This window comes from Streptomyces sp. NPDC001380 (assembly GCF_042895785.1).
In the GTDB taxonomy this organism is placed as follows: domain Bacteria; phylum Actinomycetota; class Actinomycetes; order Streptomycetales; family Streptomycetaceae; genus Peterkaempfera.
The window spans coordinates 200,321-216,915 of the sequence record NZ_JBIAWP010000003.1 but is presented as its reverse complement, the minus strand read 5'-3'; the positions used below and the strand labels follow the sequence as shown (position 1 = coordinate 216,915).

11 protein-coding genes are annotated in these 16,595 nt (G+C 78.0%); 4 read left to right on the top strand and 7 right to left on the bottom strand.

What is annotated here, in order from left to right; translation table 11 throughout:
* Positions 1 to 37: 37 nt before the first annotated feature.
* The 3 genes from ACFY07_RS05850 to ACFY07_RS05840 all read right to left on the bottom strand — a co-directional run bounded on the left by ACFY07_RS05850 (position 38) and on the right by ACFY07_RS05840 (position 5,260).
* On the bottom strand, positions 38 to 2,545 hold the full coding sequence (locus ACFY07_RS05850) for a DUF5682 family protein (protein ID WP_390867549.1): 2,508 nt from the start codon (positions 2,543 to 2,545) through the stop codon (positions 38 to 40).
* Positions 2,546 to 3,712, bottom strand: a complete 1,167-nt coding sequence (locus ACFY07_RS05845; protein ID WP_390867548.1) for an AAA family ATPase — start codon at positions 3,710 to 3,712, stop codon at positions 2,546 to 2,548.
* Positions 3,713 to 4,606: 894 nt separating this feature from the next.
* On the bottom strand, positions 4,607 to 5,260 hold the full coding sequence (locus tag ACFY07_RS05840; protein WP_390867547.1) for an NAD-dependent epimerase/dehydratase family protein: 654 nt from the start codon (positions 5,258 to 5,260) through the stop codon (positions 4,607 to 4,609).
* A 196-nt stretch (positions 5,261 to 5,456) separates the two neighbouring features.
* Between ACFY07_RS05840 and ACFY07_RS05835 the strand changes: the two genes are divergently transcribed.
* Both ACFY07_RS05835 and ACFY07_RS05830 read left to right on the top strand, forming a co-directional pair.
* Positions 5,457 to 6,581 (top strand): SWIM zinc finger family protein, encoded by a 1,125-nt coding sequence (locus ACFY07_RS05835; RefSeq protein WP_390867546.1) that lies wholly within the window; start codon positions 5,457 to 5,459, stop codon positions 6,579 to 6,581.
* 110 nt (positions 6,582 to 6,691) lie between these two features.
* Entirely contained in the window at positions 6,692 to 8,461 is a 1,770-nt protein-coding gene (locus ACFY07_RS05830; RefSeq protein WP_390867545.1) for a DUF5691 domain-containing protein, read from the top strand.
* A gap of 135 nt (positions 8,462 to 8,596) precedes the next feature.
* Here ACFY07_RS05830 and ACFY07_RS05825 read toward each other — a convergent pair whose 3' ends face one another.
* Positions 8,597 to 9,010, bottom strand: a complete 414-nt coding sequence (locus ACFY07_RS05825; protein WP_230648607.1) for a cobalamin B12-binding domain-containing protein — start codon at positions 9,008 to 9,010, stop codon at positions 8,597 to 8,599.
* A 373-nt stretch (positions 9,011 to 9,383) separates the two neighbouring features.
* Here ACFY07_RS05825 and ACFY07_RS05820 point away from each other — a divergent pair, with 373 nt between their 5' ends.
* Both ACFY07_RS05820 and ACFY07_RS05815 read left to right on the top strand, forming a co-directional pair.
* Positions 9,384 to 10,211: an esterase/lipase family protein gene (locus tag ACFY07_RS05820; protein WP_390867544.1), complete on the top strand. Its 828-nt coding sequence runs from the start codon at positions 9,384 to 9,386 to the stop codon at positions 10,209 to 10,211.
* Between the two features lie 135 nt (positions 10,212 to 10,346).
* A complete protein-coding gene (locus ACFY07_RS05815) occupies positions 10,347 to 11,999 on the top strand; it encodes a peptidoglycan DD-metalloendopeptidase family protein (RefSeq protein ID WP_390867543.1) in 1,653 nt (550 codons plus the stop codon).
* A 263-nt stretch (positions 12,000 to 12,262) separates the two neighbouring features.
* Here the strand turns inward: ACFY07_RS05815 and pcrA are convergent, their stop codons facing one another.
* The 3 genes from pcrA to ACFY07_RS05800 are packed head-to-tail and all read right to left on the bottom strand — an operon-like array spanning position 12,263 to position 16,518.
* Complete coding sequence (pcrA, locus tag ACFY07_RS05810) at positions 12,263 to 14,845, bottom strand: DNA helicase PcrA (RefSeq protein ID WP_390867542.1); 2,583 nt, start codon at positions 14,843 to 14,845, stop codon at positions 12,263 to 12,265.
* A 12-nt stretch (positions 14,846 to 14,857) separates the two neighbouring features.
* Positions 14,858 to 15,793 (bottom strand): DNA polymerase beta superfamily protein, encoded by a 936-nt coding sequence (locus ACFY07_RS05805; protein WP_390867541.1) that lies wholly within the window; start codon positions 15,791 to 15,793, stop codon positions 14,858 to 14,860.
* Positions 15,790 to 16,518: a DNA polymerase beta superfamily protein gene (locus ACFY07_RS05800; protein ID WP_390867540.1), complete on the bottom strand. Its 729-nt coding sequence runs from the start codon at positions 16,516 to 16,518 to the stop codon at positions 15,790 to 15,792. The genes ACFY07_RS05805 and ACFY07_RS05800 overlap by 4 nt, the downstream gene beginning before the upstream one ends.
* Positions 16,519 to 16,595: the final 77 nt, after the last annotated feature.

Below are 16,595 nucleotides of genomic sequence, written 5' to 3'. Positions count from 1 at the left end.
GGGTTCCCGGCCACCCCGGGGCGACGGGTGCGCGGCGTCACGAGCCCCTCGGGGTGGCGCGGGCGTCCGAGGCGCCCAAGGCGGGGGCGCGTGCGGGTGGTGCGTCCGGGGCGTCCGGCCCCGCGGGGCCGTCCGGGGCGCCGGGGTCGCCCGGACCGGGGAGGCCGAGCAGCAGGGCGAGGACCGGAAGGACGGCATCCGCCCGCGCGTGGTCCGGCTCCGGGGCGAAGCCCGGGGCGGCGCTGCCGGAGCCGCCGGGGAACCGGGGGCCGGCGGGCGCGCCCGCGCGGGCGGAGCGGACCCGTGCCCCGACGGCGTGCCGGACCCCGGCCTCGAACCCAACAAAAGTGCGGCGCAGCAGCGGCAGCACCTCGGTGAAGGCGTCGTGGGGCACGGCGGCGAGCCAGTCGTCGAGCAGGCCGAGCAGCCGGTCGTCGTGGACCAGGAGCATGCCGCCGCCGGACAGGAAGCCCTCGGCCCAGTCCGCGGCGTCGGCCGGACCGGACGCGGTGGAGAGGGCCAGGGCCATGTGCCGGGCCGCCTCCTCGACGGGGAGCGCGCCGTCGTCGAGGAGCAGCCGGACGGCGCGGCCGCGCAGCAGGCCGGGCACGCCGGCGGTCCGCTCCCCCGGCTGCCCGCCGGCCAGCGACCGCAGGGCGGCGGCCCACCGGTCGCCGAGGCCGCGGGACCCCCCTTCGTCGAGCAGCGCCACCGCGGCGTGCACGGCGTCGAGGCGGGCCCGCACGGCCTCGGCGGCGTCCCTGCCCAGTCCGGTGCAGGCCGGGGGCAGGCCGACGCAGATCCGCACCGCCAGCCCCTCGGCGACGCCGCGCAGCGCGCCCGCGTCCGTGCCCCGGACGTCGCCGTACCGGAGGGCCCGCACCAGGGCGGGGAGTGCCTCGGCCAGGCGGGCGGTGTCCGTGTCGAGGGCCGCCCGGTCGGCGACGGCCCTCACCACGGAGGGGAGGGCGCCGGGCAGGTCGGCGAGCAGGCACGTCTCGGCGAGGGCCGTCAGGTCGGCGAGGGCGGACGCCCGGGCGGCGGTGTCGCGGGCGCGGGCCTCCGCGGCAGCGGCGACGGTGGTGCCCCAGGGTGCGGCCTCGACGACGCGGGCGGCCAGACCGGGGTCCCATCGCAGGCGCCAGGACTCGCGGAAGGTGCCGGTGCCCGCGACGGTGGAGGCGGCGGGTTCGCCCCACGGGACGCCGAGGAGCAGGAGCCGGTGCAGCAGACGGCTGCGGGCCGCGTCGGTGCCGCCCCGCAGGTCGAGGTCAAGGTGGCGCTCGGCGGCCTCGGGGCGCAGGCGCAGGGTGCGCTGCAGGCGGGTGAGGTCGCGCTGCAGCGGCACGGCGGGGGCGGTGTCCGGGACCCTGCCCACGGCGTCGCCGACCACCAGGCGTTCGCGGACCGGTGCGAGGGCGGCCTCGGCGCCGTCGCCCAGGACGGCCCGGACGGCGTCGAGCGTCTCGGTGAGGCCCGCCAGGGGGCGGCCGCGCAGGGCGGCGAGGGTCTCGGCGAGCCGCACGGCCTCGATGACGTGGGCCGGGGAGACCGGGTGCCCCGCCTCGCGGAGCAGGGCGGCGGCCCGGGTCGTCCAGCGGGCGACGGGCCGGTCGGGTGCGGTGAAGAGGTGGTGGTACCAGCCGGGCGAGGCGACGCCGGCGCCGTACCCGCTGTGCCGGGCGAGGCGGCGGTGGGTCCAGGGCACCCAGGTGGCCTCCGTGCGGACCCTCCGGGGCAGGGAGCGGAGCAGCCCGCGGTCGTGCGCCGCGGTCGGCATGCGCTCCAGGGCGGGGACGTGCCAGGCGCCGCAGACCACGGCGATCCGGGTGTGCCCGGCGCGGCGGGCCGCCCGGATCTGCTGCCGCATGTACGCCTCGCGCAGCGCGTCGTCGCGGGTGCCGCCGGCTGCCGGGGCGGCTCCCCCGGAGGCGGGTTCGCGCAGGGCGGCCATGGCCTCGGCGACGGCGCGGAAGGGGGCGAGCGGGTCGTCCACGCCGCCGCGGCCGCCGGGCCCGCGGTGCTCGACGACGTCCTCCCACCACCGCTCGGGGTCGTCGTGCCCGGCGGCCCGGGCCAGGGCGGCGATGGGGTCGGACGCGACGGGGATCCCGGCACCGGACGGGGGGCGGGGGCCGTCGGGGGAGCCGGGCGGGGCGTCGCCGGGGGGCGCCCCGCCCGGCTCCCCCTGACCCTCCCGCTCCCGTGCCAGGGCGAAGCCGTGGCCGGCGGGGAGGTCGATGAAGCGGACGGGCGTGCCGCGCCCCAGCGCGTGGCGGAGGGCCACCCACTCCGGCGAGAAGCAGGCGAACGGCCAGAAGGCGGCCCGCCCCGGTTCGTCCGCCGGGTGGGCCAGCAGCGCGACCGGCGGGACCATGTCCGCGTCGGCCGCGAGCGCCAGGATCGGGTCGGCCTCCGGCGGCCCCTCGACGAGGACCGCGTCGGGCTCCAGTGCGGCCAGGGCGGCGGCCACCGCACGGGCCGAACCGGGCCCGTGGTGCCGCACGCCGAGCACCGCGGTGGCGGGGAGGCCGGCCGCGGCCACTCAGCCCACCTCCCGGCAGGCGCGGTAGAAGTCCTTCCAGCCGTCGCGCTCACGCACGACGCCCTCCAGGTACTCCTGCCAGACCACCGGGTCGGAGACCGGGTCCCGGACCACGGCGCCGCGGATGCCCGCGGCCACGTCGGCGGCGCGCAGCACGCCGTCCCCGAAGTGGGCGGCCAGGGCGATCCCTGCGGTCACCACGGAGATCGCCTCGGCGGTGGAGAGGGTGCCGGTGGGCGACCTGACCCGGCTGCGGCCGTCGGCGGTGACGCCGTCGCGCAGCTCCCGGAAGACGGTGACGACCCGCCGGATCTCCTCGGCGCCGCGCGGCGGCTCGGGCAGGTCGAGGGAGCGGCCGAGCGCACGGACCCGCCGGGTCACGATGTCGACCTCGTCCTCGACGGAGGCGGGCAGCGGCAGCACCACCGTGTTGAAGCGGCGGCGCAGGGCGCCGGAGAGCTCGTTGACGCCGCGGTCGCGGTCGTTGGCGGTGGCCACCAGGTTGAAGCCGCGCACCGCGCGGGTCTCGCCGCCCAGCTCGGGGACGGGCAGCGTCTTCTCGGAGAGGACGGTGATGAGGCTGTCCTGCACGTCGGCCGGCATGCGGGTGAGCTCCTCGATGCGGGCGACCTTCCCCTCGGCCATGGCCCGCATCACCGGGGAGGGCACCAGGGCGTCCCGGCCGGGGCCGTCGGCGAGCAGCCTGGCGTAGTTCCACCCGTAGCGGACGGCCTCCTCCGGCGTGCCCGCGGTCCCCTGGACCAGCAGGGTGGAGTCACCGCTCACGGCGGCCGCCAGGTGCTCGGAGACCCAGGTCTTGGCGGTGCCGGGCACCCCGAGCAGCAGCAGGGCCCGGTCGGTGGCCAGCGTGGCGACGGCGACCTCGACGACGCGGCGGGGGCCGACGTACTTGGGGCTGACGACGGTGCCGTCCGGCAGCTCGCCGCCCAGCAGGTAGGTGGCGACCGCCCACGGCGAGAGCAGCCAGCGCTCGGGGCGGGGCCGGTCGTCGCAGGCCGCCAGTGCCGCCAGCTCGTCCGCGAAGGCCTCCTCCGCGTGGGGGCGCAGCACCGGGGCCGCCCCCGGGCCGGAGGCGCCGGTGGCACCGGGCACACCGGTACGGGGCGCGGCGGGAGGGGTGGCGGGGGCGTCGGTCGGCGCGGCCATGGGGACTCCTTCCAGCGGGCCGCCGGGCGCACCTGTGGCAGGGCGGCGTGCGGCGGGGGTCGGTTCGGAGAACGTCGGCAGAGGGCGGTCCACGGTCAGGGCGGGACCGCCGGGCGCGGGGACGCTCCCCTTTGCCGGCTTCCTCGGCCTGCGCGATCCACCATGCACCCCGCCACTGACAATGCCGCCCGGCCCTGGGGGCGGGGGCTCCCGGAGCGGCGCCGTCGCCTCGGCCCCGCCGGGGCCGCCGGGCGGGGGCGGGTGCCCGTGGGAGGGCTCGGCGCCCGGTCGGGTCCGGGCGTGCCGGCCCGGGCGTCCACGCCGGAGCCGGCCGACGCGGCGACGGCCGAGCCGGGCAGCCGAGGCGACGGCCGCCTGTCCGGAGGGTGCTCTTCCCGGGCGGGGACCCGGCCGGGCGCGGGCCCGGTCCGTCCGCCCGGGACGCACGGGGAGGCCGGCAGCCGGAGTCGGCGCGGGGAAGGCGGCCGCAGGACGCAACCGGCCGGGACCCGGGGGCGCAGCCCGGCCTCCCCCGGGGCCCGGGCTGCGCCCGGGGCTGCGGGGCGAGCAGCCGGTCGCGGATCTCGGCCCAGCGCAGCGAGTCGCGGATGCCCTCGACGATGCCGAACTGCGGCTCCCACCCGAGCAGCCGCCCGGCCCGGCCGCTACGGGTGAAGGCGCCGGCCACGTCGCCCGGGCGCGGGCCCGTCCCGACGACCGCGACCGGGGTGCCGACCACGCTGTTGAAGGCGGTGACCAGCCCGGTGACGGTGGTGCCCGTACCGGTGCCGAGGTTGATCACCGAGGACCGGGCGCCGTCCAGTACGGCCTCGAACCTCCGCAGCGCGGCCACGTGCGCGGTGGCCAGGTCCCGGACGTGGACGTAGTCGCGGATCACCGAGCCGTCGCGGGTGGGCCAGTCGGTGCCGGTGATCCGGAACGGCACACCCTCGTCGTGGGCCTCGATGAGCTTGCGAGTGCGTGGCCGGGCCGGCGCAGCTGCAGTCCGGTGCGCATCCGGGGGTCGGCGCCGATGGGGTTGAAGTACCGCAGCGAGAGGATCCGGATCGGCTGGGTGGCGGCGATGTCGGCGAACATGCCCTCGCAGACCGCCTTGGTGCGCGCGTAGGGGCTCTGCGGGGCGATCCCGGAGTCCTCGTCCACGCTGAGGTCCTCCCCCGGCAGGTAGATCGAGCCGGAGGAGCTGAAGATCATCTTTTGGCAGCCGTTGCGGACCAGGTGGCCGACGAAGTCCAGGCTCTTGGCCACGTTCGCCCGGTAGTAGCCGAGCGGGTCGCCGACCGAGTCGGGGACCACGATCAGCGCCGCGCAGTGGACGGCCGCCTCGATCTCCGGATGCTCGGCGAAGACCCGGTCCACCAGGGGGCCGTCCGCGATGTCGCCCTGGTGGAAGGGGCGGCCCTCGGTGAACTCCCGCCGGCCCGTCACCAGGCTGTCCAGGATCACCGGGGTGATGCCCGCGTCCAGGCAGGCGGAGGCGACGGTGCTGCCGATGTATCCGGCGCCACCCGAGATGAGTACCTTCATGCCCGCTCGTGGACCTTTCCCCCTGAGTGCCGACCCGGCGGTCGGCGCCGTGAGCCCAGCCCGGTCGGCGCGGCGGCGCGGGGCTCCGGCCGGCCTGGGCGGATCACCCGGCCTTCCGCCGGCGGGGCGGTGCGGCCGGGGAGCGGGCCGCGGCGGGCGGGCGGCGTTGTCAGTGGCGGCGCCTACCGTCGGGGGCATGTCGGTGACTTCGGACGACGGACGGCGGGTGCCGGAGCGGATCCTCGCGGCCGCACCCGGCGAGGATCCGTGCGGTGCTGGGGCGTCCCTGGCATCGCGGGCGGCCCCGCCGGGGGCGGCTGCCGGGGCGCAGGCCGCCCGGCGCGCCGGGCTGCGGGCGGACCGGGTCGCGGCGGGGGCGGCCGAGCTGCGCCTGCGGCTCGCCGACGGGGTGCGCCGCGGCCTCGCCGGGGAGGAGGGGACGGGCCGCAGTGCCTGGGACGGCGTGGCCGCACGCATGGTCGACGCCCAGGCCCCCGGGCTGGCCTCGCGGGTCCGGGAGCTGGCGGCGGTGCCCGCGTCCGGCCCGGACTGGCCGGGCCGGCTGCTGGAGGAGTACGCCCTGCTCGACCTGCTCGCCGCCGCCTACGGGCGTGTGGACCGGCTGCCCGCGCCGCTCGCCGCGACGGTGCGCTCCCGCGTCGGTTTCACGGTGGAGGCCGCGGAGGTGCTGCGCACGGTCCCGGCGGTCCGCGACCGGTGGCTGGTGCTGGGGGCGCACGACACGGCCGACGAACGGCTCGCCACCCGCCGCCTGTGGCTGCGGGGCACCGCCACCGGCCGCATCGCCCTGCTGCTCTCCCACGGCCGGGCGGGCCGGGCGGCGGACCTGTCCCTGCCGGTGGGGCTGGTGGTGGAGGCCGACCTGGCGTACCACCCGGGCGCACGGCCGCTGCGCGCCGTCCTCGGCCCGGGGGCGGGGCCGCCCGCTCCGCCGGTGCCCGGCGGCGGGGTCCCGCCGGGCGTCACCGTGGGCGGGGCGATGGCGGAGTACGGCGCCGCGCTGGCCGGGGACCCGTGGCTGGACTCCTGGCCCGTGGTGCTCGCGGACGTGGTTCCCGTGCCCGGCCCGGAGGGGTGGCGGCTGGCCGACGGCGACGGCGACGGCGACGGCGGGGACGGGGAGGGCGGCGGGTGGATACCGGTGCACGCGCCGGGCTCCGCGGCGGGTCCGGGGCTGTGGCGGCTGGCCGCCGTCTCGGGCGGGCGGCCGGTCACCGTCTTCGGCGAGTGCGGTCACCGCGGCTTCGCCCCCGTCACCGTCTGGGACGCGGACGGGATCCCGACGGGGCTGCGCACGTGACGGGCGGGGCCCGCGACGGCGGGCGCCCCCCGGTCCGAGGCGCGGGGGGCGCCGAGGTGCGCGTCCCCGGGGCGCGGGCCACCGAGGCCGAGAACCGGAGGAGGCCGCCCGTGGCAGGGCGGCACCAGCAGCCGCGGCCCGACGGCTGGGAGGAGCTCGTGGCCACGGCGCTGCTCGGGACCGGTCGTCGGGCGCTGCCCGGCACCGGGGGCGCACCCGCCCTCTCCCGGGCCGCGGGGGCCGCGGCCGCCGCACGGACCGAGCCCGCCGCCACGCTGCTCGCGCTGGCCGCGCTCGGCACCGTGCAGCGCCGCGCCGGGCTGCGGCCGGCGCCCCGCGGGGCCCTCCCCGGGGCGGCCCCGGACGACCCGCGTCCGCCGCTGCCCGGGCCCGCCGCGACACGCCTCGGCATGCTGCTCGCGGAGCGGGGCGGCCCGGCCGGGCGCGCGGGGTCGGCCGGGTCCGGTACCCCGGCGGGCCTCCCCGAGCTGCTGCCGCAGTGGCTGTACGCCGCCCGTGCGCGGGGCTTCCGGGTGCCGGCGCCGCTGGTGCCCGCGCTGCTGGACGCCGCCCGGTCCCGCAGCGAGCTGCGCCCGGACGCGGTGGCCCTGGCGGGCCCGCTCGGCCGCTGGCTGGCGGAGCGCAACCCCGACTGGCGGTTCGTGCTGCGGACGGCACCGGGCGCGGGCGGGGCGGGCAGGGCGGCGGGGGCTGCCGGGACGGCCGGACCACCGCAGGGGCCGGGAGGACAGCGGCCGCAGGGCCAGGCCTCCCCGCCACCCGCCCCCGGCGGCGGGACGGCGGACGGCGGCGGAACGGCGGACGGCGGCGGGATCTGGGAGGAGGGCCTGTTCGCCGAGCGGGTCACCCACCTCACCCGGCTGCGCCGCAGCGACCCGGCCGCCGGCCTGCGGCTGCTGCGCTCCACCTGGGCGGCCGAGCGCGCCGAGGACCGGCTGCTCTTCCTGGACGCCCTGCAGGACGGCCTCTCCCCCGACGACGAGCCGTTCCTGGAGGCGGCGCTCGACGACCGCAGCAGGAACGTGCGGCTGACGGCCGCCGAACTGCTCTCCGCCCTCACCGGCTCCGCCCTGGCCCGCCGCATGGCGGAGCGGGCGCGGGCGGCGGTGCGGCTCCGACGCGGTCCCGGCGGCGAGGTGTTCGCGGTGGAGCCGCCCGCCGCCTGCGACGAGGCGATGCGGCGGGACGGCATAGCGGAGCACTCCCCCACCGGCCGGGGCGACCGGGCCTGGTGGCTGGGCGAGATCGTGGCGGCGGCGCCGCTCGCGCTGTGGACGGCGGAGAAGGGCCGCACCCCGGAGCTGCTGCTGGCCCTGCCGGTCTCCGACGGCTGGGGCGACGACCTGCGGGAGGCGTGGGCGCGCGCGGCCGTGCGGCAGAACGACGCGGGCTGGGCGCGGGCGCTGCTGGGACCGCCGCCCCCGCCGGACGAGCGGCCCGGCGGACGCCGCGCAGGGGCGCCGGCGCGGCTGCTGGCCGTGCTGCCGCCGCCGGAGCGGGCGGCCTGGACGGCGGCGTTCGTGGGCGTGCACGGCCTGGGCGAGGCGTTCCAGATGCTGGGCGCCTGCGCGGTCCCGTGGACGGCCGGGCTGGGTGCGGCGGTGGTGGGGGCGCTGGAGCGGGCGGCCGGGTCGGGCGCCTACCCCTGGAGCCACAGCGGGGTGCTGGGGATGGCGGAGCGGGCCCTGGCGCCGGAGGCCGCCGACGGGGTGGAGGCGCTGGCGGCCGCGGGGACGGGCGGGGCCGCGTGGGCGGAGACCTTCGGCCGGCTGGCGTGCACCCTGCGCTTCCGCGCGGCGATGCTGGCCGAGCTCGGCCCGCTCCCGCCGGACGGGCCGCTCGCGCGGACGGCACGGTGACGCGGCCGGCGCCCGCCGCCCGGCGGCACGGCCGCCGGGAGCGCCGCGCACGCCGCGGGCGAGGGCACGGCAGGCCGCCGGACGGACGGCCGTCCGGGCGGCCGTCCGGGCGGCCGTCCGCCGGATGACGGTACGTCAGGCTGCGGAGGGGGTGCGCAGGTTGGACTGCACCCAGGCGACCACGTCGCGGGTCGGGGTGCCCGGGGTGAAGATGTCGGCGACGCCCATGGCCTTGAGCTCGGGGATGTCGGCGTCCGGGATGATGCCGCCCGCGAAGACCTTGATGTCGGCGGCGTCCTGCTCCTTGAGGAGCGCCACCACCTTGGCGCAGAGCGTCATGTGGGCGCCCGAGAGGATCGACAGGCCGATGCCGTCGGCGTCCTCCTGGATCGCGGTGTCGACGATCTGCTCGGGCGTCTGGTGCAGGCCGGTGTAGATGACCTCCATGCCGGCGTCCCGCAGCGCGCGCGCGATGACCTTCGCCCCGCGGTCGTGGCCGTCGAGACCCGGCTTGGCGACCACCACGCGGATCGGTCCGGACACTCCCATTCCTGCCTCCAGGTCCTCACACGGCTCTGTTAACCGGCGATAACAACGCCTGAAGGGAGGGTAGCGCCACCTGTGCCGGAGTGCCGTTTCGCGGGGCGGGGGGAGGGGAAAATCACAACGGGACACAGACAGTCGCCGCGCACCCACGCCCCGCCACGGCGTCCACCACGGGGCCGCCCGCCCCGGCCGAGGGGCACGCGCGGTACGCAACGGGGAGCCGCACACCTCCACGCCTCCGCCCGCCGCGGGCGCGCTCCGGCCTGCCCGGAGCGCAGGCCCGCCGGTGCACGCGGGCGCACCGGCGGGGTCGGACGCCCCGGCCGGGCAGGGGAGGCGGTGCCGCCCCGCCGGCCCTTCGCCGCGGAGGTGGGGCATGAGCGCAGCGTTCCGCAGGGCCGCCGCCGCGGCCCGCACCGTGGGCGGCGAGGCGGCCGCGCTCGCCGGGCACCTGCTGCGCTACCCGGCCGGCATCCCCCAGGAGCGGTGGCAGGACGTCCCGCCCGAGGCCGGCGCCCCCGACGGCCCGACCGCGGCCCTGCACCCCTCCCCCGGCCCGGTGCTCCTCGTGCACGGCTTCATCGACAACCGGTCCGTCTTCACCGCGCTGCGGCGCTCCCTGGAGCGGGACGGCGGCCACCGCGTGCACGCCCTCAACCACAGCCCGCTCACCGAGGACGTCCGGTCCGCCGCCGCCCTGCTCGGACGGCGCGTGGAGCAGGTGCGGCGGCTGCACGGCTGCGGCCGGATCGCCCTGGTCGGCCACAGCCTCGGCGGGCTGATCGGCCGGTACTACGTGCAGCGGCTCGGCGGGGACGAGCACGTGCACTCCCTGGTGACGCTGGGCAGCCCCCACGGGGGGACGCTCGCCGCCCGGCTGCCGAGCCCGCTGCCGATCACCCGTCAACTGCGCCCGGACAGCGACCTGATCGCGGAGCTGCGGGAGCCGGCGCCCGGCTGCCGGACCCGGTTCGCGGCGTTCTGGAGCGACGCGGACCAGGTGATCCTGCCGTCCCGGTTCGCCCGTCTGGACCATCCGGACCTGGCCGCGGAGAACATCCTGGTGCCCGGCGCCGGCCATCTGGCGCTGACCGTGCACGCCGACGTGGCGTCGGGCGTCGGACGGTTCCTGGAAGCACGGCTGACCTCAGACGACGGCTCCGTGCTCACCGCCCCGCCGCCCCCGGACCGGCTCTCCGCCTGACCGGGACGGCCCGCCGCGGGCGCGCCTCCGGGCGCCGCCCCGGGCCGGCGCCGCCACCAGGAAGCATTGTCGCGGCCCGGCCTTCGGGATACAGTCGCCGCTGTTTCCTCTGCTGTCGAGGCGAAAGTTGAGCCGGTGGCGTACGAAGGCCATGGTGCCGGGGCTGTCTTCCCGCCCCCTGCAGCGCCGGAACCCTCGTACGACGGAGCCCCTCACGACGCGTCCGGCACCTGGTACGGCCACGGCGCCGCCGACCCGTCCGCCTCCTGGGCGGTCGGGGGAGGCTGGCACCAGGACACCGGCGCAGGCGTCCACCACCACGGCACCGGGGGCTGGGGCACCGGCGGGGCCGCCGCGGACACCGCCTGGACCACCGCCGCCTTCAGCTCCGCGGACACCACCGGGCAGTTCGAGGCCCAGGGCACCTGGACCACCGGGTACGGCGAGGGCGCGTACGGCGACGGCGGGTACGGCGAGAGCGGCTACGCCGGCACGGGGTACGGCTACGGGGCGCAGCACGCGGGGTACGGCGAGAGCGGCTACGTCGGCACGCCGTACGCCCACGTGCCCGCGCAGACCCGCCACGACGAGGCGCAGCCCTACGAGGGCGCGTACGGGACCGGCGACGGCGACACCGGCTCCGAGGCGTACGCGGACGCGTACACCGCCGCGGGGCACGGGCAGGACGGCGGCACCGGGTCCGGAGCGGACCGCCACGAGGGGCAGGACGGGGGGCCGGACGGCCACCCGTACGACGACGGCGGGACCTACGCGGCGTACGACGGCACCGGGGAGTCCGGGGCGTACGACGCCCACGGGTCCTACGGGTACGGCGTCCACGACGACGCGGGGACGTACGGCGACGAGCCGGACGGCGCAGCCGACACGCACGCCACCGGCACCCCCGGGGCCGATGCGTACGAGCAGGACGCGTACGAGGAGGACGGGTACAAGGAGGACGGGCACGGGGCCGACGGTCCGGACGGGCACGACGCCGCCCTCGCGGTGGCCGGACCCGCGGGCGGCCGCGCCGCCGCACGCGCCGCGGCCCGCGGCGCCAGGGGCCGGACGCGGACGGCCCGCCGCTCCGCGCTGCTGACCATCGCCGTCCCCTCCGTCGCCGTGATGGGCGTGGCCGCCGCCGCAGCCGTCACCGTCAGCGTCCCCGACCAGGGGCACGCCCACGACACGGCCGCGGACGCCACCGACGAGGCCCCGGCGGCCGCGTCGCCCAAGGTCGCGGCGGCCTCCTCCATGCTGGACAGCCAGCTCGCCGGGCTGCGCCGGAACGCGGACGACTTCGCCGGGCGGGTGAGCCGCGACCAGGCCCGCATCGACCTGAGGACGCGCCAGGCGGCGGAGCGGGCGCGCAAGGAGGCGATGCGCCCCAAGTACGTGATGCCGGTGGCCGTGCACGGCCTCTCCGCCACCTTCGGCATGGCCGGCGAGCACTGGGCTGCGCTGCACACCGGCATCGACTTCCCCGTGAGCTGGGGCACCAGTGTGCGGGCGGCGACCGACGGCACCGTGCGCACCCAGTGGAACCCGGCCTACGGCTACATGGCGATCGTCACCTCCCCCAGCGGCACCGAGACCTGGTACTGCCACCTCAGCTCGTACCGGATCCGCTCCGGCAGCGTGAAGGCCGGCGACACCATCGCCTACTCCGGCAGCAGCGGCAACAGCACCGGCCCGCACCTGCACTTCGAGGTCCACACCGGCGGCGAGGGAAGCCCCGCCGTGGACCCGCTCCCCTGGATGCTCAGCCACGGGATCGACCCCCGCTGAGCCGACGCCCCGCCCGTCACACCCGCCGGGAACGCCCGCCCGCGGCACCGCCGCCGTGCGCGCCCCGGGGACGTGCCCCCGGGCGGCATCCGCCGCCGTCGCCGCCGGACCGCTCCCGCAGGTCCCCGGGCGCGGCCCGGAAGGCACCCCGGCCCGGCACGCACCCGGCCCGGAAGGCTCTCCAGCCCAGGACGCACCCCGGCCCGGAACGCGCCCGGTCCCGGGCGCCCGCGGCACCCGGGACCGGAGGACGCCGTCCGCCGTCAGAGCTTCTCGACCGGCGCGTAGCGCAGCAGCAGCCGCTTCCGCCCCGCCTCCCCGAAGTCGATCGTCGCCTGCGCCTTGTCGCCCGCGCCGGTCGCCTCGACCACCGTGCCCAGGCCGAAGGTGTCGTGGGTGACCCGGTCGCCCACGGCCAGCGCCACCACCTCCCGCTCCTGCACCCGGCGGGCCGACGTGCCCCAGCCCGCCCGGGGCCCGACCGCCGTCGCGGCGGAGGACGACCGGGACGACGAGCCGCCGCGCGCCCCGCCGATCCCGCCCAGGATCCCCGTGGAGGGCGGCGGCGCGGCGGCGCCGGACCGCTTCCACTCCAGCAGCGCGTCGGGGATCTCCTCCAGGAAGCGCGACGCCGGGTTGTACGACGGCTGGCCCCAGGCGCTGCGCATGACGGACCGGGTGAGGTAGAGCCGCTCGCGGGCGCGGGTGAGGCCGACGTAGGCGAGCCGCCGCTCCTCCTCCAGCTCCTTGGCCTGGCCGAGGGCGCGCATGTGGGGGAAGACGCCGTCCTCCATGCCGGTGAGGAAGACGACGGGGAACTCCAGCCCCTTGGCGGTGTGCAGGGTCATCAGCGTGATGACGCCCTGCGCCTCGCCCTCCTCCGTGTCCGGGATCTGGTCGGAGTCGGCGACGAGGGCGACCTGCTCCAGGAAGTCGGCGAGGGTGCCGCCCTCGTTCTCCTGCTCGAACTCCAGGGCCACCGCGGCGAGTTCCTGGAGGTTCTCGATCCGGGTCTCGTCCTGCGGGTCGGTGGACGCCTGCAGCTCGGCGAGGTAGCCGGTCTCCTCCAGGATCGCCTCCAGGACGGCGGCGGGCCCGGCGCCGCCCTCGGCGACGCCGCGCAGCTTGTCCATGAGGTCGTTGAACCGCTTCACCGCGTTGGCCGAGCGGGCGGCCATGCCGTACGCCTCGTCGACGCGGCGCAGCGCCTGGGCGAAGGAGATCCTCTCGCGCAGCGCCAGGGCCTCGATCATCGCCTCGGCGCGGTCGCCGATGCCGCGCTTGGGCACGTTGAGGATGCGGCGCAGCGGCACGGTGTCCTCGGGGTTGGCCAGCAGCCGCAGGTAGGCGAGGACGTCCCGGACCTCCCGGCGCTCGTAGAAGCGCACGCCGCCGACGACCTTGTAGGGCAGGCCGACGCGGATGAACACCTCCTCGAAGACGCGGGACTGGGCGTTGGTGCGGTAGAAGACGGCGACGTCGCCGGGCCGGGCGTCGCCGGCATCGGTGAGCCGGTCGATCTCCTCGGCGACGAACTGGGCCTCCCCGTGCTCGTCGTCGGCGACGTAGCCGGTGATCCGGGCGCCGTCCTCGCCGGCCGTCCACAGGTTCTTGGGGCGGCGGTTGGTGTTGCGCTCGATGACGGCGTTGGCGGCGCTGAGGATCGTCTGGGTGGAGCGGTAGTTCTGCTCCAGCAGGATGGTGGCGGCGTCCGGGTAGTCCTCCTCGAACTGGAGGATGTTGCGGATGGTGGCGCCGCGGAAGGCGTAGATCGACTGGTCGGCGTCGCCGACCACGCACAGCTCGGCCGGGGGGACGGCGGCGAGGCCCTCCGCCGCCGGGTTGACGAGCTCGCCGTCCACGGTCCGCTTCGGCGCCTGGCCGACGGCGCCGCCGGTCAGCTCGCGCACCAGCATGTACTGGGCGTGGTTGGTGTCCTGGTACTCGTCGACGAGGATGTGCCGGAACCGCCGCCGGTAGTGCTCGGCGACGTCCGGGAACGCCTGGAGCAGGTGGACGGTGGTCATGATGATGTCGTCGAAGTCCAGCGCGTTGGCCTCGCGGAGCCGCCGCTGGTAGAGGGCGTAGGCCTCGGCCAGCTTGCGCTCCATGGGGTTGGCGGCGCGGTCGGCGTAGGCCTCCTCGTCGACGAGCTCGTTCTTGAGGTTGGAGACCTTCGCCGTGAACGACTTCGGCGGGTACTGCTTGGGGTCGAGGTCGAGGTCGCGGCAGACCAGGGCCATCAGGCGCTGGGAGTCGGCGGCGTCGTAGATGGAGAAGCTGGAGGTGAAGCCGAGCCGCTTGCTCTCCCGCCGCAGGATGCGCACGCAGGCGCTGTGGAAGGTGGAGACCCACATCGCCCTGGCCTGCGGGCCCACCAGCTGCTCGACGCGCTCGCGCATCTCGCCGGCGGCCTTGTTGGTGAAGGTGATCGCCAGGATCTCGCCGGGCCGCACGCCGCGGGCGGCCAGCAGGTGGGCGATGCGGTGGGTGAGCACCCGGGTCTTGCCGGAGCCGGCGCCGGCCACGATGAGCAGCGGCGACCCGGAGTGGACGACGGCCTCGCGCTGCTGCGGGTTCATGCCGTCGAGCAGCTGCGCGGGGTCGGCGACGGTGCGGGGCGCGCCGTTGCCGTGGTACGCGTCGCGCTGCACCGGACCCGTGTAGTCGCGCTCGAAGAGGTCGGCGGGGATGTCCTCCTCGTAGGGCGCGAAGCCGTCCTCCTCCGGGTGGGGCGGCGGCTCGTCGCCCGCGAAGGCGGCGGGGAGGGCCGCACCGGCCGGCCGGCGGGAGGCGGGGGGCCCGTCGAGGCCGGGGAGGGGGATGTCGTCAAAGAGGCTACTCATCGCCTCCCGAGTCTATGACCTGCCCGCGGCGCCGGTCCGCCCCTCACCCGATCCCGGGCAGGCCCCCGTGCGGGCGCGCACCACCAGCTCGTGCAGCTCCCGGTGGCCGCCCTGCAGGCCGGGCAGGCGGCTGGCCTCCTCGGCCGCGGCCAGCTCCTCCTGCAGCGCCTCCGTGTCGGCCAGCAGCCGCTCCGGCGCGGGCGCGCCGGACAGTTCGCGCCGCAGCCCGTGCTCGGCGGCCGCCTTGGCGGCGACCAGCTCGGCCAGGTACGGCGGCGCCGAGGGCACCTCGGCGGCCAGGGTCGGCAGGTGGGCCTGCACCTCGCCGCTGCGCATGAGGTGGATGCCGGTGAGCAGCGCCCGGAAGGTGTACAGCAGGGGCTTGAGCTCGTCGGTGCGGTCGAAGAGCCGCCACTGGGTGCGGGCGAAGCCGCGGTAGTGGTGGGCGTGGTGCCGGGTGAGGACGGCGGGGGCGAGCGCCGCCAGCTCGGCGTGGACGGGGGTGGTGCGCACGACGAGCGGCGACAGCAGCTGCTCCAGGACGTAGCCGTTGCGCCGCAGCATGAGCCGGGCGAACTTGGCCAGGTCGTGGGTGACCAGGTCCATCTCGACGCCGTCGCGCAGCCACATCCGGCTGAGGGTCTCGCGGGGCGTCTCCAGCCCGACCAGGTCCTCGACCGGCAGCAGGTGCGCGCCGCGCAGGTCGACGTCCGAGTCGGCGGACGGGAACCCGTACAGGTGGGCGCCGGAGACGGAGGCGAAGACCAGGGGCTGCCCCACCTCCTGCGCCAGCACCTCGCTCAGCACGCCGCCGAGCTCCGGCACGCCGGCCGCCGCGAGGGCGTCCCGCGCGGCGGCCTGCGCCGGCGCCCGCTCCGCGGCCCGCTCCACGGCCCTCGCCGCCGCCTCTGCCGCGGCCCTCGCCGTGGCCGCCCCGGCGCTCCTCATGATGCACGCACCTTCCCGGCCGTCCCGCCGTCCGCGCTCCCGGCGTCCAGTGTCCGGCGCCGGACCGAGACCAGCCACTCCTCGACCCGGGCGGTGTCCGGCGCGTCGGGCAGCGGACTGTCCGGCAGGGCGGCGTCGGCGCGCCGGACGAGCTCCGCGCGCCGGGCGAGGACGTCCTCCCAGGACACCTCCCCGCGGGCGACGGCGAGCAGTCCCTCCCGGTCGGCGCCGACGTCCACCCGGAGTACCCCGGTCTCCAGCAGGTGGACGCAGGACGCCAGGAGGCGCAGCAGGTGGAGGAGGTGCTTGCCCTTGGGCTCCCCGCCGCGGGCGCGCCGGGCCCCGGCCTTCGCGACCTGGCCGTCGGCGTAGCGGACGAAGGTGCGGTGGACCCGGCGCGAGAGGAAGGCGAGGGCGAGGGCGCGCAGCTCCTCGCCGAGCGGGGTGGTGCGCTCGACGAGCGGGGAGTGCAGCACCTCCAGGACGTTGGGGTTGCCCGCCAGCGCCAGGGTGCAGAACCGCTCGACCTCCCAGCTGAACTGCTCCGGCAGCGGGCCCTCGACGTGCGCGGGCGGCTTCTCCAGCCGCCACAGGAGGCCGGGGGGCGTGGCGTAGACGCCCCGGCGGTCGGTGTCGGAGTCCTCGGTGGCCAGGCCGAAGGCGCGCGAGCCGGCGACCACCGAGAGGACGGTGTGGTCGGTGACCAGGTGCTCCCAGCGCTGCATGGGGCCATCCTGGCCCGCGCGGTCCGGCCGGCGCGAGGGATTTGCGGGGGGGGGCGGGGCGGGGCCGGGCCGGTGCG